The 20,947-nt window shown below is 62.7% G+C and carries 20 protein-coding genes and 1 pseudogene; 9 read left to right on the top strand and 12 right to left on the bottom strand.

All coding sequences use genetic code 11. The annotated features are described in order from the left end of the window. Positions 1-109: 109 nt before the first annotated feature. Together F4827_RS08060 and F4827_RS08055 are read left to right on the top strand one after the other, a co-directional pair. Positions 110-1,339: a YbfB/YjiJ family MFS transporter gene (locus tag F4827_RS08060; RefSeq protein WP_183723438.1), complete on the top strand. Its 1,230-nt coding sequence runs from the start codon at positions 110-112 to the stop codon at positions 1,337-1,339. Positions 1,340-1,637: 298 nt separating this feature from the next. After that, complete coding sequence (locus tag F4827_RS08055; protein ID WP_183723437.1) at positions 1,638-2,843, top strand: NAD(P)/FAD-dependent oxidoreductase; 1,206 nt, start codon at positions 1,638-1,640, stop codon at positions 2,841-2,843. A gap of 106 nt (positions 2,844-2,949) precedes the next feature. Here the strand turns inward: F4827_RS08055 and F4827_RS08050 are convergent, their stop codons facing one another. The 4 genes from F4827_RS08050 to F4827_RS08035 all read right to left on the bottom strand — a co-directional run bounded on the left by F4827_RS08050 (position 2,950) and on the right by F4827_RS08035 (position 7,405). Then, complete coding sequence (locus tag F4827_RS08050) at positions 2,950-3,471, bottom strand: Rrf2 family transcriptional regulator (RefSeq protein WP_183723436.1); 522 nt, start codon at positions 3,469-3,471, stop codon at positions 2,950-2,952. A 90-nt stretch (positions 3,472-3,561) separates the two neighbouring features. Further along, the gene (locus F4827_RS08045; protein ID WP_183723435.1) at positions 3,562-4,167 is read right to left on the bottom strand and encodes a TetR/AcrR family transcriptional regulator; all 606 of its coding nucleotides are present in this window, start codon (positions 4,165-4,167) and stop codon (positions 3,562-3,564) included. A gap of 77 nt (positions 4,168-4,244) precedes the next feature. After that, positions 4,245-6,386 carry a phosphocholine-specific phospholipase C gene (locus F4827_RS08040; RefSeq protein WP_183723434.1) on the bottom strand — a complete coding sequence of 714 codons (2,142 nt, stop codon included), beginning with the start codon at positions 6,384-6,386 and terminating at the stop codon, positions 4,245-4,247. Between the two features lie 110 nt (positions 6,387-6,496). Then, entirely contained in the window at positions 6,497-7,405 is a 909-nt protein-coding gene (locus F4827_RS08035; protein WP_183723433.1) for a LysR substrate-binding domain-containing protein, read from the bottom strand. A 183-nt stretch (positions 7,406-7,588) separates the two neighbouring features. On the opposite strand from F4827_RS08035, the gene F4827_RS08030 reads away from it, so the two are divergent. Continuing rightward, positions 7,589-7,873, top strand: a complete 285-nt coding sequence (locus F4827_RS08030; RefSeq protein ID WP_183723432.1) for a hypothetical protein — start codon at positions 7,589-7,591, stop codon at positions 7,871-7,873. 105 nt (positions 7,874-7,978) lie between these two features. Here F4827_RS08030 and F4827_RS08025 read toward each other — a convergent pair whose 3' ends face one another. Both F4827_RS08025 and F4827_RS08020 read right to left on the bottom strand, forming a co-directional pair. Then, entirely contained in the window at positions 7,979-8,458 is a 480-nt protein-coding gene (locus tag F4827_RS08025) for a response regulator (protein ID WP_184123788.1), read from the bottom strand. Between the two features lie 48 nt (positions 8,459-8,506). Beyond that, complete coding sequence (locus F4827_RS08020; protein ID WP_183723430.1) at positions 8,507-8,761, bottom strand: DUF2795 domain-containing protein; 255 nt, start codon at positions 8,759-8,761, stop codon at positions 8,507-8,509. 369 nt (positions 8,762-9,130) lie between these two features. Between F4827_RS08020 and F4827_RS08010 the strand changes: the two genes are divergently transcribed. Then, positions 9,131-10,333 carry a GGDEF domain-containing protein gene (locus tag F4827_RS08010; protein ID WP_183723428.1) on the top strand — a complete coding sequence of 401 codons (1,203 nt, stop codon included), beginning with the start codon at positions 9,131-9,133 and terminating at the stop codon, positions 10,331-10,333. A gap of 916 nt (positions 10,334-11,249) precedes the next feature. Further along, positions 11,250-12,548, top strand: a complete 1,299-nt coding sequence (cqsA, locus tag F4827_RS08005) for an alpha-hydroxyketone-type quorum-sensing autoinducer synthase (protein ID WP_183723427.1) — start codon at positions 11,250-11,252, stop codon at positions 12,546-12,548. A 120-nt stretch (positions 12,549-12,668) separates the two neighbouring features. On the opposite strand, the gene F4827_RS08000 is transcribed toward cqsA, so the two are convergent. The 4 genes from F4827_RS08000 to F4827_RS07985 form a co-directional block, all read right to left on the bottom strand. Continuing rightward, complete coding sequence (locus F4827_RS08000) at positions 12,669-13,580, bottom strand: response regulator (RefSeq protein ID WP_260184444.1); 912 nt, start codon at positions 13,578-13,580, stop codon at positions 12,669-12,671. 110 nt (positions 13,581-13,690) lie between these two features. After that, entirely contained in the window at positions 13,691-15,052 is a 1,362-nt protein-coding gene (locus F4827_RS07995; RefSeq protein ID WP_260175045.1) for a sensor histidine kinase KdpD, read from the bottom strand. Next, entirely contained in the window at positions 15,049-15,192 is a 144-nt protein-coding gene (locus F4827_RS07990; protein ID WP_183723425.1) for a hypothetical protein, read from the bottom strand. Before F4827_RS07990 ends, F4827_RS07995 begins: the two co-directional genes overlap by 4 nt. A 75-nt stretch (positions 15,193-15,267) precedes the next feature. Beyond that, a complete protein-coding gene (locus F4827_RS07985) occupies positions 15,268-15,630 on the bottom strand; it encodes a hypothetical protein (RefSeq protein ID WP_409258775.1) in 363 nt (120 codons plus the stop codon). Between the two features lie 226 nt (positions 15,631-15,856). Here F4827_RS07985 and F4827_RS07980 point away from each other — a divergent pair, with 226 nt between their 5' ends. The 3 genes and pseudogenes from F4827_RS07980 (at position 15,857) to F4827_RS07975 (ending at position 17,866) form a co-directional block, all read left to right on the top strand. After that, on the top strand, positions 15,857-16,831 hold the full coding sequence (locus F4827_RS07980) for a helix-turn-helix transcriptional regulator (protein WP_183723424.1): 975 nt from the start codon (positions 15,857-15,859) through the stop codon (positions 16,829-16,831). Positions 16,832-17,117: 286 nt separating this feature from the next. Next, positions 17,118-17,260, top strand: a pseudogene (locus F4827_RS35140) (benzoyl-CoA oxygenase); the annotation flags it as partial. Between the two features lie 147 nt (positions 17,261-17,407). Beyond that, on the top strand, positions 17,408-17,866 hold the full coding sequence (locus F4827_RS07975; RefSeq protein ID WP_183723423.1) for a PaaI family thioesterase: 459 nt from the start codon (positions 17,408-17,410) through the stop codon (positions 17,864-17,866). 36 nt (positions 17,867-17,902) lie between these two features. Here F4827_RS07975 and F4827_RS07970 read toward each other — a convergent pair whose 3' ends face one another. Then, positions 17,903-18,814 carry a ketopantoate reductase family protein gene (locus F4827_RS07970; protein WP_183723422.1) on the bottom strand — a complete coding sequence of 304 codons (912 nt, stop codon included), beginning with the start codon at positions 18,812-18,814 and terminating at the stop codon, positions 17,903-17,905. Between the two features lie 68 nt (positions 18,815-18,882). Then, complete coding sequence (locus F4827_RS07965) at positions 18,883-19,728, bottom strand: NADPH-dependent oxidoreductase (protein WP_183723421.1); 846 nt, start codon at positions 19,726-19,728, stop codon at positions 18,883-18,885. Between the two features lie 231 nt (positions 19,729-19,959). Here F4827_RS07965 and F4827_RS07960 point away from each other — a divergent pair, with 231 nt between their 5' ends. Next, entirely contained in the window at positions 19,960-20,715 is a 756-nt protein-coding gene (locus F4827_RS07960; RefSeq protein WP_311672863.1) for an SDR family NAD(P)-dependent oxidoreductase, read from the top strand. The last annotated feature ends 232 nt before the right edge of the window (positions 20,716-20,947 follow it).

Below are 20,947 nucleotides of genomic sequence, written 5' to 3'. Positions count from 1 at the left end.
AGTGTACTGCGCGCGCTGCATCGTTGCGCTCAAGGCTTGCGTTTTGTTTCATTCGATATAGAATGCGTTCGTATTGTATCAATTGATATATAAAGTGAGGAAAGCAAACATGTCGGCGACTCCTTCCACCCTTGGCGTGGACGGGCCTGATCGGCTCGATACGCAGGCGCTGTTCGCGACGCTCGCGGGCCTGTGCGGCAGTTTCGTCGCCATTGGGCTCGCGCGCTTCGCGTACACGCCGCTGATTCCATCCTTGATTCAGGCCCACTGGTTCACGGCCTCGCAGGCGGTGACGCTCGGCGCGGCTAACTTCGCGGGCTATCTGCTGGGCGCCTTGCTCGGGCGTCCCATCGCACACCTGCTGGGCAATCGTCTGGCGTTGCGCGGCCTCATGGCGGCCGCCACGCTGGCGTTTTTCGCCTGCGCCTTTGCGCTGTCGATCGCCTGGTTTTTTGCGTGGCGGCTCGTTTCGGGCGTGGCGGGCGGCGCGATCATGGTGCTGGTGGCCACGTCGATCCTGCCGCATGTGCCGCCCGCCCGGCGCGGTTTCGTGAGTGGGATGATCTTTCTGGGTCTGGGGCTGGGCATTGCGGCGTCGGGCACCGCGATTCCGTGGTTGCTCCACTACGGCCTGCGTGTGACGTGGATGGGGCTGGGCGCGATTGCGCTCCTGCTCACCGCGATCAGCTGGTTCGGCTGGCCGCGCGCCGATGCGCCGGTGGCCGCGTCTGCTCCTGGCAGCGCGCATCACGGCGCTGCGAAACCCACCGGCGCGTTGCGGGTGCATTACGCGCAATACGCGGCCAATGCACTCGGACTCGTGCCGGCGATGGTGCTGCTCGTCGATTACGTGGCGCGCGGTCTGGGGCAGGGTGCGGCCAGCGGCGCGCATATCTGGGTGCTGTACGGCGTTGCGGCGATTGCCGGGCCGATCGTGTGCGGTCAGGTGGCGGATCGCATCGGCTTTCGTCTGACCTGGCGATTTGCGCTGCTGGCTCAGGCTGTCGCCGTGGCTTTGCTGGCGCTGTCGAGTCATACGGCCGCGATTCTCACCGCCACCGTTGTACTGGGCGCATTCACACCCGGCGTCGTGCCGGTGGCGCTCGGCCGAATCCATGAACTGATCCCGCACGATCATCTGGAACAGCGCGCTGCGTGGAGCCGCGCGACGACGGCCTTCGCGTTGTTTCAGGCTCTGGGCGGCTATGGCTATTCGTACCTGTTTTCACATACACACGAGAACTACGCGCTGATCTTCACCTGCGCAGCCGTTGCGCTGACGTTGGCATTCGTTGTGGATCTGTTCATGAGTCAACCTTCGAGCATCACGGGCAGTTAATTCGAACAACTGAATAAAGTTCTGCGAACGCCCGCGTGCCATCTGCACGCGGGCGTTTTTGCATTTCCAGACGTCACATAGACGAGCGGACGCCTCGCCGGTCGATCCGACGAGTCGGGAAATGCGTCGTCAGCGATCATCGCGATTTGAGTCAATAGTGTGTTTCATCAAGTCGCATTGTAACGCATAACTACGACTCATAGAATCGCCGTTATGCGATGCGACAACGCAGCGCGTTTTTCCGGATGCAGTAGTTCGATATCGATCGGGCTCAGGCTACGATCTACAGGAGTGGAACATGTCGAAGCGAATTCTGATTGTCGGGGCCGGTTTTGCCGGTATGTGGAGCGCACTGAGCGCGGCGCGTGTGATCGACGAGGCCAAACGCGCCGATGTCGAAATCGCCTTGATCGCGCCGGAGCCGCAACTGCATGTGCGCCCGCGTCTGTACGAGGAAGGCCCGGCGAACATGAAGGCGCCGCTCACGGAAATCTTCGATGCGGTGGGCGTGAAGTTCGTGCAAGGCACCGTCGACCAGATCCATACCGATCGCCATGAAGTGACGGGGCAGGATGCGCAGGGGCGTGCCTTCACGATGGGCTACGACCGTCTCGTGCTGGCGACGGGCAGCAGGCTGTACCGCCCCGAAATCGCCGGCCTTGCCGAACATGCATTCAGCGTCGACCAGGTCGACGAAGCGGCGGCGCTCGAAACGCATATCCGCAATCTGGCGCATCAGCCGGATACCCCGGCGCGCAATACCATCGTGGTGGCGGGCGGCGGCTTCACGGGCATCGAAACGGCCGCGGAAATGCCCGCGCGTCTGCGCGCCGCGCTCGGCCAGCGGGCGCAGGTGCGTGTGGTGGTGGTGGAGCGCAACGATGCGATCGGTCCCGATCTCGGCCCGGGCCCGCGGCCGGTGATCGAAACGGCACTGCGCGAACTGGGCGTGACCTTGCTGCTGGGCCAGGACGTTGCGCGCGTCGACGCCAATGGCGTGACGACCGCCGATGGCACGCGCATCGAATCGAACACCGTGATCTGGACGGCAGGCGTGCGCGCCAGCGCGCTGACCGCGCAGATTCCCGCGCCCCGCGATGCGGCGGGCCGTCTCTATGTGGACCGCAATCTGGCGGTCGAGGGCGTGCCCGGTGTGTATGCGAGCGGCGACGTCGCCAGCGCGGCCACCGACGACGTGGGCAACCGTACGCTGATGTCGTGCCAGCACGCGATGAACCTGGGCCGCTCGGCAGGCCACAATGCAGCCGCCGATCTGCTCGGTCTTGAAACCATCGCCTACAGCCAGCCGAAATACGTGACCTGTCTCGATCTCGGTGCGTGGGGCGCGGTCTATACGGAAGGCTGGGAGCGCGAAGTCAAGATGAGCGGCCAGCAGGCGAAGCAACTCAAGCATCGCATCAACAGCGAATGGATCTATCCGCCGCGCGCGGATCGCGAAGAGGTGCTGGCGGCGGCCGACCCGCGCCGGATCGTGGTTGCTTGAGCTAACGCGGATTATTGAAGTTGCAATGTGAAAGCAGGCTCTCAAAAGAGTCTGCTTTTTTGCGCCCGCGTTTTACCGCGGGCATGCCGTCAGCGTCAGGCTGAGATCAAGCCCGATCGCTGCGCCGGTTCGCGGCCCGCTCGCCAAACCATTGAACCACCTGCTTGCCATGACTTGCCGGCGCTTTGGAGTGCGCGCGCGTGGCGAGATCGGCGAGCGTGTGCTTTTTCAGTTCCTCGCGCATGCTGCGCTCGGCGCCTTGCATGACCGCGTGGATCGAACAGGTGCCGCGCGTGGCCCATGCGGGCGCGCCGTCGTCGAACAGTGCGCATTGAGCGCGGATTTCGCGGCAATCGAATAGCGTCTTTTCCCCGTCGATGGCTTCCACTACGTCATGCACCGTGATCGCCCGCGGCGCGCGTGCAAGCGTGAAGCCGCCGCGAATGCCTTCGGTGGCAGTAACGAGCCCCGCCTTGGCCAGGCGCGTAAAAAGCTTGGCGGCGTAATCGACTGAAACGCCCTGCATTTCGGCCAGATCGCGCACGCTGGCTTCGCGAACGCCGTCGGGATCGGCCAGATAGAGCAGGCAATGCAAGCCGTACTCGACGCCGGTGCTGATGTAAGACATGGCTATACCACGACTGAATGAATCGGAGTTACAAGCGTATCACGCTTGAGCGTCGCGCGCGGGTTCTGGCGCAGTTCGAAATAAAAAGGCTCAATGCGCGGTATGGCCCGGCAGCAGTCCCAGCAGCGTGAGGGCGGGCGCAACCGCGCCCGTGAGCCAGTCGGGCTGCGGGTGGATGCGGGCGATCACGCGCAGGCCCAGCAGCACCGCGAGCAGATGTTGAGCCGCTTCCGGCGCGCTGACCGTTTTCGCGATTTCACCGCTGCGCTGGCCGGCTTCCACGCAGCGCAGGAAAAAGTCGCGGATCTGCGTGACTTCGGCGCTAATGGCGTCGCGCAGTTCGTGGTCATCCGGAGCCGCTTCCAGACCGGAATTCACCATCAGGCAGCCGCGTTTGTCTGGGTCGTCGAGCGAGCGTTGCACGGTTTCGGCGAAAAAACCGGTGATCGCGGTGCCCGGCGTGGCGGCGGCTTCGTGCCGCACGATGCGCTCGCGCAGCGAATGTTCCAGATAGTGATCGAGCACCCTGAGGAACAACGCGCGCTTGTCGCCGAAGGCGTTGTAGAGGCTGGGTTGCGTGAGGCCGGTGGCTTTCACGAGATCGCGCGTCGAGGTGGCTTCGTAGCCGCGCGCCCAGAACGCGCCGCAGGCGGCATCCAGTACGCTGGTTTCGTCGAATTCGCGGGGGCGGCCCATGGCGGCTCCATCGGGTGAGAACGATTTATTTTAAATCAAACGATATAAAATGTCCCGCTCGTCGACGCAAGGATGCTTCACACGCTCCCCATTTCCGGATCGCTGATGCTGTCGCGCCCGGTTTCCAGGCGACCCGCGAAGCGACGTGTCACGCCGTTTTCCGCGCTCAACGTGAAGTCATACCAGCCTCCCGAATCGCCCAGGGACCAGCTATGTTCGGCGCGGCCTTGCGCGGGCACGGTGGTGGTCCAGGGCGCATCGGTGCGGTAGGCGTTCGACTGCACGCTGCAGGTGCTGGGTTCGCGCCCGCTGTTGTCGAGCGCGAGTGTCAGGATGGCGTTCGCTGCGTCGTAGCGCAGGCGCGCTTCGGGATTCGGGCCGCGTAGTACGGCGTCCACGTCGCCGGTAAAGCTGCGATGCAAGCCGTTGGGGCCGAGTATCCAGAGATCGTAGCGATCACCGTCGGCGGCTTCGGGGGTCCAGTCGTCGGCGAGTTGTTTGCCGGCTTCGACCGTGTAGCGACGTGGCACGCGCTCCAGATGCAAGCGGTCGTAGACGTGAAAGACCGCGCCCGCGCCGCCTTCGTTGACAAAGGCGAGGCGCACCTTGCGCCGTCGTTCGACGCTCGCATGAACATGCAACTGATACGGCAACGCACGTGAAGGGCGCGCGAACCGCGTCTGGCGCGGCAAACTCTGCTCGGCCACGGCGGGCGGCGGCACCGCCTTGAGCTTGCTTTGCTGGGCGTTGAGCGCATCGGCGGCGGCCTTGTCGGTCGCCGGGAAAGCAGCGCCGGATTTTTCGTTAGGCGTGCTGAAGTTGAACGCAGAGGTCATATCCCCGAATACCGCACGACGCCATGCGCTGATATTGGGTTCTTCCACGCCGAAGCGCCGTTCGAGAAAACGCAGCACGGAAGTGTGATCGAACGCCTGCGAGTTGACGAAACCGCCCGTGCTCCACGGCGAAATCACGAACATCGGCACGCGCGGGCCGGGGCCATAGGGCAGGCCATCGGGCGTGAGCGGCTTTTCGTCGCCCGGCGGGCTGGGTACGGTGAAGTATTCGTGCTTCGTGCTGACCGTGGATTTGCCCGCGTAGCTGCCGTCGGCGTTGGGCGAGGGGACGTTGGGCGGAGGCACATGGTCGAAGAAACAGTCGTTTTCATCGTAGTTCACGAACAGCACGGTCTTGCTCCAGACCTGCGGATTGGCCGTGAGGGCGTCCAGCACCTGCTGGATGTACCACGCGCCCTGGTTGGGCGTGGAAACGGCCGGATGCTCGCAATAGGCCTGCGGCGCCACGATCCAGCTCACCTGCGGCATGCGGTCCGCCGCGATATCGTCTGTGAGCGCCTGCAGGAAGCCGCCGTCGGGCATGGTGTTGCCGATGCCCTTGTAGAGCGGCGCTACTGCTTCGATCCCGGGTGTCCACGGGACATTGGGTGCGCCGCTGATCGATTCGTGCACCTTGCGGAAGGTCGCGAAACCGCAGAGCGGATTGTCATTGTAGTTATCGGGCTGGTTCTGATAGACCTTCCAGCTCACGCCGGCCTGTTGCAGGCGCTCTGCATACGTGGTCCATTTGAGCCCCTTTTCCGAGGGCCCCAGCCAGTCCCAGCCGCTGTTGTTCACCACTGCATGAGCATCAAAGGCGCCGCCGCCGGGGCCGTTGGTGCCGGTCCACAGGAAGATGCGGTTCGAGTTGGTGCCGCCATGCAGCGAGCAGTGATAGGCATCGCAGATCGTGAAGGCGTTAGCGAGCGCGAAGTGAAACGGCAGATCGGCGGCTTCCAGATAGCCCATCGAGGTACCGCCTTTCGACTTTGGCCATTGCGTCATGCGGCCATGGTCCCAGGCGCTGTGCGCGTCGAGCCATTCGTGCGCGCCGCCCGCGAGCAGCGCATTGCCCTTGCTTTTATCGAGGTGAAAGGGCAGCACGCTGCGCGAACCGTCGCTTTGTTGCCAGACGCTCGCGCCTTGCGGCTGCGGAATGGTGATGCGGTCGGCGAAGCCGCGCACACCCGGCAGCGTGCCGAAATAATGATCGAACGAACGGTTCTCCTGCATGAAGATCACTACATGCTGGACATCCTGAATCGTGCCGGTGAGGTTGTTCGCGGGAATCGCGAGCGCGCGGCGGATGGCCGGCGGAAACAGGCCGAGCGCGGCGCCCGCGGCGGCGGCGCGCAGAAAGTGACGGCGGTCCTTCGAGATCATGGTGCCAGTTCGCTCGGGTTCGTTCGGGGTTGTTGTCGAGCTATCGTACCCGGAACGCGCGCCGCCGGCTTGGGCATGGTGCGCAGCCACGCTGCATCAACTACGTCGTTCTACGAAGCGTCGGCGTAGGCTGCTGCGGTGTCGACAGGCTGGGCATCGAGCACGCTCATGAACGCCTCGATCAAACGCGCGTTCGCGCGGCTCTTGAGGTGATAGAGATATTCGTGCATCACCGGGCCATCCGGCTCGATCGGCACGCTCACCAGCGCCGCGCCACGCGGCACTTCGCCCGAGGGCATCAGCGAGCAGCCCAGGCCATGACGGATCGCCTCGCAGATGGCTTCGCGGCTGCCGATTTCGATCAGCGCGGCGGGCGTCACGCCGCGCCGCTTGAGCGCGGCTTCGGTGGCGTCGCGGGTGCGCGAGCCTGGCTCGCGCAGCAGCAGCGTCTGCTGGGCGAGCACATTCAGATCGGTGCTGCGCCGGTGCGCGAGCGGATGCGCCGGATCGACCACCAGCACGAGCGAATCGGTCGCAATGCGATGACGCGTGAGCGAGGGATCGTCCACGCGATTCGACGACACAGCGACATCGACGCGATATTGCACCAGCGCATCGAGCACCTCCTGCGAATTGCCGACTTCGATGCCGATCTGCACGTTCGGATAACGACGGCGAAACGCCGCGACGGCGGGAAGAATGTAGTAGGGGCCGGTTGTGCCCAGGCGGAAACTGCCCGCATCGAGCGTGCGGCCGTCGCGCAGCGCGCAATCGATGGCGAGCTCGCTTTCCATCATCCGGTCGATCAGCGGCATCAGCGAAGCGCCCGTCTGGGTGAGTTCGACGCGGCTGCCGCGCCGATGGAACAGCTCGACGCCATAGTGCTTTTCGAGCTGCTGGATGCGCGCGGTGACCGTGGGCTGGCTGATCGAGAGATGCCGGGCGGCGGCGGTGATGCTGCCATGCCGGACGGTTTCGTAGAAGGCGGCGACGAGCGGCGCGAGTTGCGGGGCGAGCATAGGAGGGATCAGCGGCGGAGGAATCGACGATCGAATCTACGGCAAATAGTCTCGACTCTACCGCGCGTGCGCGACAGTTTTGTTAAGCCTGCGGTTAACTCCCCCGTCAGGCCCGCAGTTGAGGAGCATGTAGCGGGCATCGGGTTTGCGCCATCGAGTCGTACGTTACACGGGAGCTTTGACATGAAAACCCAGCATCAGTCGACTGAAGCCCATCCTGCGCGAGCGTCGCACGCCGAACCCGGGAAGCCCGAGGACGACGCCCCCGTCAAGCATCCACGCCACGAGGGCGGGGAGCCGGTGGCGGCCAAACACCCTCACGAGCCGCGCTCGGTAGGCGTGCAAGGGCACGAAGATCTGCAACGCGGTCTGGAGGATACCGACCGTCGTGGCGGCGATGCGTATCAGGAGCGCACCCAGAACAATGCACAGGTCAACCGGAATACGCGTGATAAAGATCATCAATGAAGGCGTACTCGGCGCGGGGTGCATCAAAACCCGCGCTGCTCGCGATTTTTCGCTGCCTTAAGCACCCATTTACCACGCGCATCGGGCGTATCTTGCGAGCGATTTTCAAAGCGCCGCGATTCGATGCAACATATCGAGCAGTTGCGAAACGGCGAACGGCTTGCGCAGAAAGCCCGCCACATCGGCGTCGGGCGGCGGCGTCACCAGCGCGGACACCAGCACCAGCGGCACATCCACGAGCACGCGGTTGCGGCGCATTTCACGCATCAGGGAAAGCCCGTCCATGCGCGGCATCATGCAATCGGAAATCACGACATCGGGCGGCTCCTCCAGCGCGCTTCTGAGAGCATTCAGCCCGTCTTCTGCGGTCCTGACCCGATAACCTTCCTGCGCCACCAGTTCCCTGAGTGCGTTGAGCGTGTTGATGTCGTCATCGACGAGTAAAACGGTTGCCATACGATTACCTGAGCGCAGTGCGCCGGTGTTTTGCGCCTTTTCCTGCGCGGTGTTCCGACCTGGTTTGCGCCGGCGCGAGTCGGCGACAGGCATAGGCCTGACTAGCGGAGCGGTGCGTGCAAGTTCCATTCCCGTGGCTTTGACTAGCTTCATGGGATCTCCCTGGGCGGGTGGTGTTCAGCCCGGCGTTTCACGGCGCGGCAAGGCGCGCGCGTCGATCCCGGCGACAATCGAGGCCGAAACTTCCGCGAATCCGCCGAAGGCCTCGTCGGGCAGGCCGCGCAGGGCGTCGAGCACTTCGAAGTCCGCCTGCGCCTGCCGGGCGGCATCGAGCAGCGTGCGCGGGTGCGCAGGGTAGGACACGTCATTGACGGCGCGCTGCACCCGGTCGATCAGCGCGTCGCGCGGATTGACTGCCGAGTCGGTTGGCATGAGCGTCTCCTGTAAATGGATAAACGGTAGTCAGCTTTTTCGAGCAGATGCCGTTCCCGTTTATCGAGGATTATTTATCGCGCATTGTTTTGCGATTGCGCTGGCAGGTTCGGACGCATTACACCTGGTATCAATGCCAAAAGATGCTATTTCATCGAATCCGTTTAAAAGCCGCCGCTGGGAATGAAATCGGAATAATTTACTTATTAAGCGCAGGAGCGCCTTCAATTCATCGCCGAAAAGCATAAATTCATATGCCGGGGCGATATTTTTAAAGTTTCTGACCTAAACTATTGCGGGCCCCGTTTTTATCGGCCCGTGGCGCGCGATAACAGGCGCCGTCCCCAGACGTTGCGTCGTGTGCCGCTCATGCTAGATCCGGTCAATATCCTTCTCGTCACGGTGCTTTCGAGCATCATGAGTCTCGCCATTCTCGGTTCGCTGCGGCCTGCGCGCATTCCGGGCGTGAGCCGCTGGATTGGCGCTTACGTGTGGGCAAGCGTGGCACTTGTGCTGACCGGCTTGCAGCGCATGGGAATGCCGGTTCTCACGATTCTCTTGTCGAATACCCTACTGGCTATCGCGGTCACGCGTGTGCTGGAAGGCTGCCGTGAATTTTTCGGATTGCCCGAGCGCGCACCGCTCGCGCGCATCGGTTGTGGCGTGGTCGCTCTCGGCATCGCATGGTGGTATTGGATCGAACCGAGCCTGGCCGCGCGCATCGCGCTCGTCTCCGCTTTCCATGCCGCGATTTACGCGGCGATCGGCTGGATGGCGATGCGCTGCCGGCCGTCAGGCCGCCCGGTTTACAGCTATCGCTTTGTCACCGTTTCCGCGTGGCTTGGGGCATTCGCTCATGGTCTGCGCGGCCTCACGTATGGCACGGGGTTGATCGAGCAGAGCACGCTGATGGTCGCCACGCCGCTCAACGTTATCTGGCTCGCACTGGGGATTCTGGTGCTGCCTTCGCTGTCCATCGGCATGGTGCTGCTTGCGCACGACCGCATGGCGGAAAGGCTGGAACACCTTGCCAACCGCGACGAACTCACGGGCGCGCTCACGCGCCGCGCCTTCGTTGCGCAGGCGCTCGCGCTGATCGAAACCGCACGCCTGAAGGCCACGCCCGTGGTGCTGGCGATTGTCGATATCGATCATTTCAAGGCCATCAACGATCACTTCGGCCATGCCGCGGGCGATCGCGCGCTGGCGCATTTCGGCCGTGTGGTGGCCGCGGGCGTGCGCGACACCGATCTGTTCGGCCGTCTGGGCGGCGAGGAATTCGCGCTGCTGTTCCCGGCAATCACCCGCGAAGCCGCGGTGATGCGTCTGGATGCGCTGCGTGTGGCCGCGCTCGCGGTCAGGCGCGGCGGCGACGCTGCGCTGCCCGGGCAGGAGCAGGCTACGCCGCATGGCGGGCTCACGTTCAGCGCGGGCATGGCTATGCTGCAACCGGGCGATACGCTGGCCAGCCTGATGGCGCGCTCGGATGCCGCGCTTTATGAAGCCAAAACGCGCGGACGCGATCGCGTCGTGGCGGCCTGGCCAGACGCATGTACTCTGCCGCTGTCATAAAGAATTCAAATAGACGCAGGCAATTTCCCGTTCGAAATCGTTCCCCTCGCAACTAGTTCGACATCCTGTATTTCGACTGACGGCCATGCGCAATGAATCAGCGTCGAGCTGATACATATAGTCAGAATCGCTCTAATTGCAGCCAGTTATGCACTATAGAAGGGCGCAATCGTTTCGTTATGCATAATGGATTCGTCTGCCGATGAAATCTGTCACGTTGATGTTTTTAAAGGATAATTATCAAAAGGCGTGAGTGACGTTCCATGCAACGGTCGTTCCAGCCGGCGGCGCGCCCCCATGCTCGCGCCGTCTTTGCAGCACCACAGTCTTCGGGCAGGCGTCTCTTTCTTGGTACCCAGTGGCGATCACGCAAAGCGGGAGTCGTGCGGATGTCGAGGCGCCCGCCCACGGCGTCGAGCGCATGCATGCGCCTGCGAAACCGCTGCCCCTCGTGCGCGGTCGGGCGTGTGAGCGCGTGCCGGAGCCAGACCTCCGCTGCGCGAATGCCGGGCCCACTGAAGGGAGACGGCGCAGGGCGGACCGCGTTGGAAGGTCTGCCGCGCCGGGCGGTTCCGCGCGCCGTAGCGCGCCACGCACGTTGGCGTGCGCCTGTGCCCGCACGTGTGTGCCTGGCACACCTGCGTATCGGCACGTCGGCGCACGCGCGAGCGCCATCGTCCGCGCGGCTTGCGTGGGCCTGATCCCCGTTCGCGCGCTTCCCGCCCTTTACGCGCCATATACGCGTTTCACCAGTCTTTGTGATTTCCGCATTCAACCGCCCTTGGCGGGCTTGAACGCGCGACGTTCGTTCGCGCGTGTCAGGCTTGCCTGGGCCCATCACCGGCCAGCCATCCCAATGGTTCTTTGACGGGAAGTCGCCTGCGGGGAGGCGGCCATCAACCACCTGGAGCCTGAGATGCAAGTAACCAATAACAACTGGCGGGATGCGCATAACAACGACGCCGCGCTGCCGGCTTTCCTCGCCGCGCGCGTGGACCGCTACTACGGGGAGCGTGTGCAGCAAAGCTGGGGGGGCGGCCACATCATGCGCGGCCGCGTACCCGATGCAAACGCGTTGCATCTGTCGAGCAACGACTATCTTTCGATTGCGCGCCACCCTGAGATTCTCGACGCGATGTGCTCGACGATCCGTGCGGATGGCAACGGTTTGCTGATGTCGGGAATTTTTCTGCATGACGACGAATGTCCGCAACTGCAGCTTGAAGAGCGTTTCGCACGCTTTATGGGTGCAGAGGCGAGCGTGCTGTGCCAGTCGGGATTCGCAGCGAATACCGGGTTGATCCAGGCGATCGCCAACGAGCAGACGCCAGTCTACATCGACATGATGGCGCATATGTCGTTGTGGGAAGGCATACGCAGTGCCGGTGCGAAGCCGATCAGCTATATGCACAACGATGCCGAACATCTGGAGCAGCGCATTCAGCGCTACGGGCCGGGCATTGTGATCGTCGATTCGGTGTACAGCACCAATGGCAGCGTGTGCCCGCTGCAAGCCTTTGCGCAAGTATGCGAGAAGCACGACTGCGTATTCGTGGTGGACGAATCGCATTCGCTCGGCACGCATGGGCCGCACGGTGCTGGGCTGGTCGCGGAACTGGGACTGGGGGACCGCGTACATTTCCGGACGGCGAGTCTCGCCAAGGCGTTTGCGGGACGAGCGGGCATCATCAGCTGTTCGCGGCGTTTTCAGGAGTATTTCAAGTTCGAGGCGCTGCCGGCGATTTTCAGCTCGACGTTGCTGCCGCACGAGACAGCTGGTCTCGCGGCCACGCTCGATGTAATCGAACGTGACGACTGGCGTCGTGCGCGGCTTGCTTCGAACGCGCTTTACGTGCGCTCGCGTCTGACCGCGTTGGGTTACAACCTCAACGGCAGCGAGACGCAGATCGTCGCGCTCGAAGCCGGGCCAGAGGCGCAGACCATTGTGCTGCGCGATGCCTTGGAGGCGCACGGGATTTTCGCGTCGGTGTTTTGCGCGCCGGCTACGGCACAGAATCGCTCGCTTATGCGGATGTCGATCAACGCGATGTTGAGCGAAGCGCAGCTCGAACGCATCGTCAACGTTTGCGAAGCCATACGCGATGAGGTGCAGTTGTCCAACTGGCCTTCCACTCGTCGTCTGCTGGAGCGTGGCGCGGGTCGCGTGCGTACGCGTCAGGCTCCCGCCTTGCTCGATTTGCCGGTGGCGGCTTGATTCAACGGCTGTGACGATACGGGCGCATCGAGTGACGAAGCACCCGCATGAAAGAGAGCCATCTGAAATGACTCAAGTAAAGATTGGCTTGCTGCTTTGTGGCGGCGTGGATCGCAGCATTCAGTGTGAATTCCACGCCGCCTGAATATCGCGGTCGAGGCGTTGCAGATAGTTGTCGAATGGCACGACGTTGTTGAGCGATATACCCGCCGGTTGCTTGACGAGCGCACACACGTAACGGCAATCGCCTTCGAACACGGATGCAGGATGCATGTACGGGCGCCAGTCGGGGCACTGAGTCGGATAGTAGCCTTCGGTGAGCCAAAAGTAGGGCACGCTGTTGCGGCTATCGAGTTCCGCGAGAAACTTCGCGGGCGAACCTTGTTCGACGGCAATTTCGCGCACGCCGCGCAGCGATTCATCGGTATGGATGATGAGCAGCCAGGAATTGCCTTCGGCATCGAACATCAGCAGGCCGTGCGGCTGATACGAAAGATAATGTTCGACGATATTCAGCGATGCAAATATGCCCCGTACATGTTCTGCGAGCGCAGAGTCCTTGAGAAACGCATATTCGGACACGGCCAGCGCATCGAGAACCGCACCGCCGGCTTTGTCGAAATACGCGGCCTGCATATCCTGAATCGCCTGATTCAAGGTTTCCACCGCATCCACTTCATGTTTGCGGATGAAGCGGTCGATTAGCCCTTCATTGAAACTCTTCACCGCGACGCGTTCGTCGGCCTTGCCCGTGAGCATGATCTTCTTGAGAGCGGGATTGGTGAGGCGCCGGCAGAACTCGACGCCATTAAGCTCGGGCATATCGTAATCGACCACCACAACCGAAATCGATTCAAAACGTGCAGGGCGCTGCACCAGACTGCGAATCGCATCCACGCGCATGGCGATGACCTGATGCGCATCGTTTTCTTCGGTGCGGTCGAGATAAGGGCTGAAGATAGGCGAGGCGGGCTGATCTTGCGCGGCGCGCGCATTGAGGAATCTGAGTGCGCCGGTGGGCGAACTGAACATCCTGAATGCCAGTTCCGGATCCAGTTGCAGGCTCAAATTGGAAAGGAATGCCGCACTGTCGTCAACAAAGGCCGCAGTGGTTGGCCAGGAAAACGGCTGAATGGCTTTCGTCATGGCGCAGGGAATGTCAAAACGAACTCGGTGTGTTTGCCTTTCACTGAGGAGCAGGCAATGGCTCCCCCCATCGCCTGCATGACATCGCGACAGAATGCCAGTCCGATTCCCGCACCAAGCGAGACGTCATCGGTGATAGTGGAAGAAGTATAAAAGCGGGTAAAGACGTGCGGCAAGGCTTCAGGAGAAATACCCGCACCTGTATCGCTGAAAATCAGCTGATTAGAGCGTTTACCCGACTCAAGCCTGATTGAAATCTGCGCGCCCTCGATACTCCCCATATACCGGAATGCATTTTTGAGTAAGTTAAACAACACATGCACGGTGAGCATTTCCGAGCCGATAAATTCGAAATCGGGTCGCAGATTGCAATGCACGAGCGCCCGATCCCCTTCGCGGAACGGATAGCGGGCGAGCGCAGTCTCCACGCAATGCGCGATCGAGCATATCGTTGCGTTTTGCATGCTCGTGTCGTTGAAGCGCGCGGTCGCGAGCAGCATGTCGATGATTGCATTCGAATGGAGCGCTTCCTGTTCGATGCGCCCCACGACGCCCTGCAGCGAATGAAGATGCGCCACGCGTATTCTGGGAACCGGCAGGCGATGCCGCTGCGCGAGTACATAAGTATCGAGCAGCGCGGGCAGATAGCGCATGAGCCCCGCCGCGCCCACGCGAATCGCGACAAGCGGCGTGCGCAATTCATGCGCGACGCTGCCCGCGGTGGCGAGCATGGCCCGATCCTGTTCGATCTGGATGCGGTCCTGATCGTAGTTGGCCACCGCGCCGATCGCCACGGCGAACGAAAAGATCGCCAGATGCGTCAGGTAGTTGCCGTTGAGCTGCATTGGATCGGTAGTCAGCGCGTAGGCGGCCAATGCGAGACCGATGCCCACGATGAACTGCAATACCAGCATCAGCCAGTCGAGCAGCAACACCATTACGAAGGCAGCGATTAGCGCGCTTTCCACCCAGACTTCATTGCCGTTGTTTTTGAACAGCATGAAGGTGAAAAAAAACGGTAATGAATACAGCGTGGCCAGATACCACCACCACGGCAGAAATTTTTTTGCGGCCTCGGGCCAGCGCTCAGGGAACAGGATCGGCAGAAACAGTACCGAGCCGATCAGGCGAAGAGTGAGGTTTTCGTAGGGCTGAGGAAAGAGGTCTTTCCAGATGTAGTAATAAAGCGGGAAGCCAATCGTCGCGACCAGCGCAAATGGCCGCATGCGCCGCTTGATGTACTGAAGATTGCGCAGTGCGGGCATGAATGCCCGCGCCACGCGCGGTTTCAGCGATGCCCAGCCGCGCCGCGCGCGCAACGTGAATCTCGATGCCTTCATCAGGGTGGAATCGCTCATGGTTCGATGCCGGAATTCGATGCCGCGTGGATCGCCGCAAGCGCGAGCCAGCAATCGCGCACAGCCTGCTGCTGCGTGCGGCCGGTGATTCCCGTGGCGGACTCGGCCTCGCGCCGCATGCGCCGCCGGGCGTCGCTCAAACTGCGGCTCGCGCGGCCAGTTGCAGACAATACATCATTGTGACGTGCGGATGTGGCGTGGCCAGGGCGGCGATGTCACATTTCGGCAGACCGCGCGCGCGAATGGCAAAACAGCAATGCGGCGTGCATCGAATGGTCTGCGCAAGAGCGAAGTCGGGTGCCACAGTTGGGCCTGCGCGGCTCAGGCGGCGCGCGGATCGTGGCGAGTTCGCCAACCATCGACCACGCGCGAAAGGCCGGATCGAGCCAGATGTCGTTCCAGCCATAGAACTTCGAGTCCACATCGGCGTGATAGCGCGCAAGTCTTGCGCGCAGATCGCCGCGTTCGTAAGCGGCTTTCGCTTGCTTGATGCTCTCGATGGAAAGATCTGCATCGATAAAGCGCGCCGCATAAAGCGGCGCTATCGACGCGCCATCGCTATGGCCGATCAGCCACATGCGCGAGCGCAGGGCCGCGGGGAGGCACAGCGCTGCTGTACAGAGGGATTCGAAGTGATACGGAATGCCTGGTAAATGCCGGTTTGCCCGGGTGCGAAGCGAGCACGGCGGGTTGTGTCGGGCAAAGGGGTTTGTCGTTCAGGCGACTTATAGCGGAGAATCAGGGGCAAGCAAAGTGCGAGTCAAGCACTATAGTACATAAAACCGGGTTGAGAGGCCTCTGAAGATGAAGCAAACGTATATCGCCGAAGCGCCGGCGAAAGACGTGACGGACAACGCGCAGGCCCGCGAGGGGGCCGACGCGGCAAGTGGCGCGCGCATCGAGCGCGATCCTTTCCTGACGGCGATGGGCGAGCGCGTGCGGATGCTGCGCGCGCGCCGCGGCATGACGCGCAAGGCGCTGGCCGCCGAGACGGGGCTCTCCGAGCGCCATCTCGCCAATCTGGAATCGGGCGTGGGCAATGCCTCGGTGCTGGTGCTGCGGCAGATCGCGACCACGCTGAACTGCGCGCTCGCCGAGGTGATTGGCGACGTCACGACTTCATCGGCGGAATGGCTGCTGATCCGCGAACTGCTGCTGGGCCGCGATCCGGCCGCGCTGCAGCGCGCACGCATGGCGCTGGCGGAGATGTTCGCGCAAACGCCCGCCGACGAACATCGCAACGAACGCATCGCGCTGATCGGCCTGCGCGGCGCGGGCAAATCGACGCTTGGGCGCATGCTTGCCCAGGAGCGCAAGGTGCCGTTCGTCGAGCTGACGCGCGTGATCGAGCAACTGGCGGGCTGCCCGCCTGCGGAGATTCACTCGCTCTACGGCGCGAGCGCGTACCGCCGCTACGAGCAGCGCGCGCTGGACGCCGTGATCGCGGAACATCCGCGCGCCGTCATCGCGTCTCCGGGTGGCCTCGTGGCCGAGCCGGGCACCTTCAACACCTTGCTCGCGCACTGCTTCACGGTCTGGCTCCAGGCCGCGCCCGAGGACCACATGCGCCGCGTGATCGCACAGGGCGACCTGCGGCCCATGTCGGGCAACCACGAGGCGATGGACGATCTCAAGCGCATCCTCGCGGGCCGCAGCGAACTCTACGCGCGCGCCGACATGCGCTTCGACACCAGCGAAAGGACCCTGGCCGATGCGTATCTGCAACTGCGCGACCGGCTGGCGGCGCGACTCGGCGCAGAGCCTGTGCGCCCCGATTGAACAGCGCGCGAGGCACGCTGGGCGCGGCGGCGCATGCATTACTTTTCATGCCTTTCTCGATGAATTGATATCTATGCATTAACGTGCTTGCATGGGTGGGGTGCTGCACTATCGTTCAAGACAACGAGAGTCCCATTCCCGCAAGGTTCCCGATACCGGAGACGCCCATGGCCGCCGCAGACTCCGTTACTGCACCGCCGCCTGCGCTGGGCATCAATCGACAGCCCGTCGATTTCGAGTCCGTGCGCTTTGATTGAGGCGTTATTTGTCATGGATACGCGAACCTGGCAAGCTCATGCTGTTCTTTGGCGCGGCACGCGCGAGGAATTGTCTTACTTCGGATAGCTGATGAATCTGCCGAACGATTTCATCGACGCGAATCGGGTCTTCTCGCATGCGCCGGGCCAGCCGAAACGTTACATGCAGGACGGAAACCTACTGATATCAGCATGAAAACATCAGAGGAAATACGCTAGAAGCATTTAAGCACGATCGTTCGCAACAGGGTAGGATGTCGCCATGCGCTGCGCCGGGCAGACCAGACGCGGCACGCTCAACCGACGGAGACCTTGACCCATGAACCTCGTTGCCGAACTTCCCGCCGGCCTGACCGGCCTTGAACAATTGCAGCAGATGCTCGCGAACGGCCGCGTCGCGCCGATTGGCGAAACGCTGGGCTTCAAGCTCGCGCAGGTGGAGGAGGGCCGCGTGGTGTTCGAAGGCGTGCCTGGCGTGCACGCCTACAACCCCATCGGCACCGTGCACGGCGGCTATGCGGCGACGCTGCTCGATTCCGCCTGCGGTTGCGCGGCGCATTCGCGCCTCGCGGCGAATCAGGGCTACACCACGCTGGAATTGAAGGTGGCCTATCACCGCGCGATGACGGCCAGTACCGGCACGGTGTACGCCGAGGGACGCGTGCTGACCATCGGCCGCCGCGCCGCCTTCGCCGAAGCAACGATCAAGGACGCGGCGGGCAAGCTCTACGCGTCGGCGACATCGACCTTGCTGGTATTCGAGCGCGAAACGACCTGAGGCTGGAGCGCGCCTGGAAAAGGCGCGCGAGCGTGGTCAGATCGTACCGTGCGCCTTGTCTTCGATCAGCTTCACGATCGTATGCAGCAGGCGATTGGCAGGCGTGGCGACGCCCAGCGCCGCGCCGCGTTGTACGACGAAACCGTTTAGATGATCGATCTCACTGCGCTTGCCGCGCGCGAGATCCTGAGCCGTCGACGAGTACTGCTCCTGCATGGTCTCGGCAATACGGCTAACGTTCGCATCCACATCGGGCGGTAGCATCACGCCGTCGGCTTGCGCGACGGCCTTGCATTCGGCTACGACGTCGCGCATCGAATCGCGCACGCCCACGCCTTGCACGAGCCGCCCATAAGGCAACTGCGAGATTGCCGAAAGCGCGTTATACGCACAGTTCAGGATCAGCTTGGACCATAGCGCGCCGCGCACGTTGTCGCTGATCGTCGTGGGCACGCCCGCATCGATCAGTGCGTGCGCAACGGTTTCACCATGGCGTGACGGCTCGATCACCAGTTCGCCGCGACCGTTGTGGCGCACGTGACCGGGACCGGCCATCTCGCTCGCCACGTAGACCACCGCGGCGGCGACATCCTGTTTGATTGCCGTGCGCAGTCGATCGGCGTTATCGACGCCGTTCTGCAGCGTGAGCACGAGCGCTTCGTCTGCCAGATACGGCGCGATAGATGCGCCTGCGCTCAAGGTGTCGGTCGATTTCACGCAGAACAGCACGAGTTGTGCACCCGCTGCGGAGCTGGCATCGGCGCTCGCATGCAGGTGCGGCGCGCCGATGCGTTCGTCGAAGCTCTGCGTTTCAAGGCGCAGGCCGTCGCGTTCGATCGCTTCGACATGCTGCGCGCGCCCGATCAGCACGACATCGTGTCCCGCGCGCGCGAGCATGCCGCCGTAATAGCAGCCCACCGCGCCAGCGCCCATGATGGCGACTTTCATCTGCATCGCTCCTTTCAATATCGTTGCGTATTCAACGGATCGGACTGATCATGCGCCGATCATGTGCTTTAGCGCAGCTCGAAGCCGAGCGCGTTGAGCGCCTCGCGCAGACGGTCGCGGCCATGCAGCGATTCGCGGCTGCGCCAACGCGCCAGCGAGCGCGACGTCCAGCCCGCCGCGCTTTGACCTTGCGCGGTCTGGAATTCGCCGATCACTTCGTCGTAACGCGCGATGCCGTCCTGCTGAGAAGGCGCGTCGTATTGCTCGCGATGGAGCACGACCTGCTGCGGCAGACGCGGCTTGATCTGCGCGGGGCGCGAGGCATCCTCGTAACCGATGCACAGGCCGAAAACGGGCAGCACGCGCGGCGGCAGGCCCAGTTCGGCGGCCACCTGCTCGGGTTGATTGCGGATCGCGCCGATATAAACCCCGCTCATGCCGAGCGATTCCATCGCCACCACGGCATTCTGTGCCGCCAGCGCCGCGTCGATCACGCCCACGAACAGCGTTTCCATGTGTTGCAGACCTTCGGCGCTGGCGCCGGCGCGGCTCGCGGCGGCTTCGAGACGGTTGAGGTCGGCGAGCCAGACGAGGAAAAGCGGCGCTTCGCGAATCTGCGACTGATTACCGGCGAGCGCGGCCAGACGCGCCTTGCGTTGCGGGTCTTCGATCGCCACCACGCTCCACGTTTGCAGATTCGACGAAGTAGAAGCCGATTGCGCGGCGGCAATCAGCGTTTCGAGCGTACCTTGGGGCAGCGGCGTGTCGGCGTAATTGCGCACCGAGCGATGTGCGAGCAGCGAATCGAGCGTCTCGTTCCAGGCGGGCAGCGGCGCGCTCCAGGGCGTGCCGTAGCGCGTTTCCAGGGCACGTTGAGCGGCGGCGGACGTCTCGGGCGAGGTGACGGTGGACATCGGGTCTAATTCTCCGGCAGATACGATTGAAAGCAGGGCGTCACGGCGTGAACCAGGGTGCGAACCAGGGGGCGACAGACGCGAGCGCCGTATGGTACATGGGCCGCGTGATTGGTGCTTGCGGTGGTCTGCACGTTGCGCGCGTCGCCGCTATCATCGGCACTCGCGGTTTGCCGTTTCTGAGGCCTCCGTTCAGGTGTCGGCCTGAGTCGCGTTTGCGCCTTCCACTTCGTGACCGACGCCAGGCAGATCGAGGCCGCCGTCGCGCAGGCGCTCAAGCCGTTCGGCGCAATCGACGTGCTCGCCAACAACGCGGGCTGCGGCTATCAAAGCTCGATCCAAGAGGGCGACGAGCGCGAAATCCGCGCGCAATGCGATGCAAACACTTTCGGCCTCTTCGCGATGACGCGTGCGGTGCTGCCCGGCATGCGCGCGAAAGGCAGCGGTCACGTCGTCAATATCACGTCGGTGGCGGGGCTCGCGGGATTCCAGTGGGCGGGATATTACGCGGCGTCAAACCGGGGCATCGAGGGCGCGAGGAAGGGGGACTGCCAGTCGACCAGGCTGTTGGCCGCCTCCGGACCCATTGCAACCGCCCGCTTCGCTCGACAACGGCCATTCGGAAACAACTACAGAGTTGCTCCCATTCGACGTGCGCGTTCCTCACATTGCCCGGCCATCCATAGCATGAACCACCCGAGACCACCGATAAATATCCCCAGGAACACCATCCCACCGATAAGCATGAAGAGGGTGTCCCGATGGCGAAACTGCGATATTGCAACCCCCACAATCGGGAGCACGATGCAACTCCACCCAAAGAACCGAAACCATTGTGCCTGCAATAACAGCCTCTTTCCGGGCGTGGACTCTTCGTCAGCGAACTGTGATGTGGATATCCCCGAAGCCTTGGCATTTCGCCACCGCGACCATTTCAATACCGCAGTTACCAGCAGCACGAAGATGAGAGCGTATATTCGGTTATAAGCATGCGCATTTGCGCTCATACGTGAACCTCAGTCGTGGAACGAGCGATTCCGGTTAGTGGGCCTGAGCCTGCCCGACAATTCAGGGACCGAGCGGATTGTCGGCGATTGCTGGTCGTATGTCGACCGTCCGGTTGTGGCCGAGATGGAATGGACACCGCCCTCCCTTCGGGGACGTAGGCTCTGGATAGCACGCAGAGGTCCTCAGAACTGATCGGCAGTAATGTGCCAGA

This window comes from Paraburkholderia bannensis, assembly GCF_014200455.1.
Taxonomy (GTDB): domain Bacteria; phylum Pseudomonadota; class Gammaproteobacteria; order Burkholderiales; family Burkholderiaceae; genus Paraburkholderia; species Paraburkholderia bannensis_A.
Note: the sequence above shows the minus strand (reverse complement) of the source record. Positions and strands in the feature narration are given on the sequence as shown.

Bases quoted from the DNA above. Each gene is read 5' to 3' on its own strand.
- F4827_RS08060 (WP_183723438.1), top strand. From the start codon at position 110: ATGTCGGCGACTCCTTCCACCCTTGGCGTGGACGGGCCTGATCGGCTC.
- F4827_RS08055 (WP_183723437.1), top strand. From the start codon at position 1,638: ATGTCGAAGCGAATTCTGATTGTCGGGGCCGGTTTTGCCGGTATGTGG.
- F4827_RS08050 (WP_183723436.1), bottom strand. From the start codon at position 3,471: ATGTCTTACATCAGCACCGGCGTCGAGTACGGCTTGCATTGCCTGCTC.
- F4827_RS08045 (WP_183723435.1), bottom strand. From the start codon at position 4,167: ATGGGCCGCCCCCGCGAATTCGACGAAACCAGCGTACTGGATGCCGCC.
- F4827_RS08040 (WP_183723434.1), bottom strand. From the start codon at position 6,386: ATGATCTCGAAGGACCGCCGTCACTTTCTGCGCGCCGCCGCCGCGGGC.
- F4827_RS08035 (WP_183723433.1), bottom strand. From the start codon at position 7,405: ATGCTCGCCCCGCAACTCGCGCCGCTCGTCGCCGCCTTCTACGAAACC.
- F4827_RS08030 (WP_183723432.1), top strand. From the start codon at position 7,589: ATGAAAACCCAGCATCAGTCGACTGAAGCCCATCCTGCGCGAGCGTCG.
- F4827_RS08025 (WP_184123788.1), bottom strand. From the start codon at position 8,458: ATGGAACTTGCACGCACCGCTCCGCTAGTCAGGCCTATGCCTGTCGCC.
- F4827_RS08020 (WP_183723430.1), bottom strand. From the start codon at position 8,761: ATGCCAACCGACTCGGCAGTCAATCCGCGCGACGCGCTGATCGACCGG.
- F4827_RS08010 (WP_183723428.1), top strand. From the start codon at position 9,131: ATGCTAGATCCGGTCAATATCCTTCTCGTCACGGTGCTTTCGAGCATC.
- cqsA (WP_183723427.1), top strand. From the start codon at position 11,250: ATGCAAGTAACCAATAACAACTGGCGGGATGCGCATAACAACGACGCC.
- F4827_RS08000 (WP_260184444.1), bottom strand. From the start codon at position 13,580: ATGTTCAGTTCGCCCACCGGCGCACTCAGATTCCTCAATGCGCGCGCC.
- F4827_RS07995 (WP_260175045.1), bottom strand. From the start codon at position 15,052: ATGAGCGATTCCACCCTGATGAAGGCATCGAGATTCACGTTGCGCGCG.
- F4827_RS07985 (WP_409258775.1), bottom strand. From the start codon at position 15,630: ATGTGGCTGATCGGCCATAGCGATGGCGCGTCGATAGCGCCGCTTTAT.
- F4827_RS07980 (WP_183723424.1), top strand. From the start codon at position 15,857: ATGAAGCAAACGTATATCGCCGAAGCGCCGGCGAAAGACGTGACGGAC.
- F4827_RS07975 (WP_183723423.1), top strand. From the start codon at position 17,408: ATGAACCTCGTTGCCGAACTTCCCGCCGGCCTGACCGGCCTTGAACAA.
- F4827_RS07970 (WP_183723422.1), bottom strand. From the start codon at position 18,814: ATGAAAGTCGCCATCATGGGCGCTGGCGCGGTGGGCTGCTATTACGGC.
- F4827_RS07965 (WP_183723421.1), bottom strand. From the start codon at position 19,728: ATGTCCACCGTCACCTCGCCCGAGACGTCCGCCGCCGCTCAACGTGCC.